The organism is Stenotrophomonas maltophilia group sp. Smal17, assembly GCF_030237045.1.
GTDB classification, from domain to species: domain Bacteria; phylum Pseudomonadota; class Gammaproteobacteria; order Xanthomonadales; family Xanthomonadaceae; genus Stenotrophomonas; species Stenotrophomonas forensis.
On record NZ_JASJSU010000180.1, the window covers coordinates 1 to 1,307 of the forward strand.

General features: G+C 71.1%; 1 protein-coding gene. It reads left to right on the plus strand.

Annotated features, from left to right (window positions below; all coding sequences use genetic code 11):
• Positions 1-1,281, plus strand: a 1,281-nt coding sequence (locus QRO93_RS21460) for an alkaline phosphatase family protein (protein ID WP_285304361.1), incomplete at its 5' end; no start/stop codon positions are given.
• Positions 1,282-1,307 lie beyond the last annotated feature (26 nt).

Genomic DNA, 1,307 nt, shown 5'->3' on the forward strand with positions numbered 1-1,307 from the left:
AGCACCCGTGGGGTGGCGCAGCTGCGCCAGGACGTGCTTGATGGGCGCCTGCCACAGGTCAGTTTCATCATCGCCGACGCCGCCGGCAGCGAGCATCCCGGCCCGTCCAGTCCCGCCCAGGGCGCGGCCTATACCGCGCGCGTGCTGGACGCGCTGACCGCCGACCCGGAGGTCTGGAGCCGTACGGCACTGCTGTTGATGTTCGACGAGAACGACGGCTTCTTCGACCACATGCCGCCACCGGCACCGCCTTCGCCCGTGGACGGCGGCTGGGCCGGCGCCTCATCGGTCAGTACCGACGGCGAGTATCACCGTCATCCGGCACCGGGTGATGAAAAATACGATGCCGCCGAGCTGCGCGGCCGCCCGTATGGGCTCGGCCCGCGCGTGCCGCTGTACGTGATTTCGCCGTGGAGCCGCGGCGGCTGGGTCGATTCACAGGTGTACGACCACACCTCGGTCATACGCCTGATCGAACGCCGCTTTGGCGTGGCCGCGCCGGACATCTCGCCGTGGCGCCGTGCGGTCTGTGGCGACCTGACGGGCGCCTTCGACTTTGCCCAGCGCGATACCCGCCCGTTCGTGCGCGGCCTGCCCGACGTGAGCGCGGTGGCCGCACGTGCCGCTGCGCTGCCGGGACGCACCGTGCCGGCGTTGCCGGAGGGGTTGAACCCGGCGAAGCAGGAAAGCGGCATACGCCCGGCGCGGGCCCTGCCCTATCGGCCGCAGGCGTCGATTGCCCGCCTGGATGCAACGGGCGTGGATCTGGTGCTGTCCTGCGAAGGTGCGGCGGCGGTACTGCATGTCTACGACCGCCTGCGGCTTGGCGCCATTCCGCGCCGCTACACGCTGCTGCCGGGGATGCCGCTGCAGGAGCGCTGGCCATTGGATGCCCAGGGGCGCTACGACCTGTGGCTGCTCGGCCCAAATGGCTTCCACCGCCATTTCCAGGGCGCGGCAAAGGCGCCGGCCCTGCAGGCGACGGTCGTGCGCGCGGACGGCCAGCTGCGGTTGCAGCTGCGCAATCTCGGCGACAGCGCGCTGCAACTGCGTGTGCAGGCCGGCGCCTATGCCGGGCACATGCCCGAGCAGGCGCTGGCGCTGCCGGCGCGTGCGGAAACCTCATTGGCGTGGGACGCGACGCCTACCGCTGGTTGGTATGACCTGCAGGTCAGCGCGGGCGAGAGCACCCTGCGCCTGGCCGGGCGCGCCGAGGATGGACGCCCCGGCACCAGCGACCCGGCGATGGGCAGCGAACCGCTGCGCTTCGAGCACGATTGAGCCGTTGCGCTGATGTAGAGTCGGGG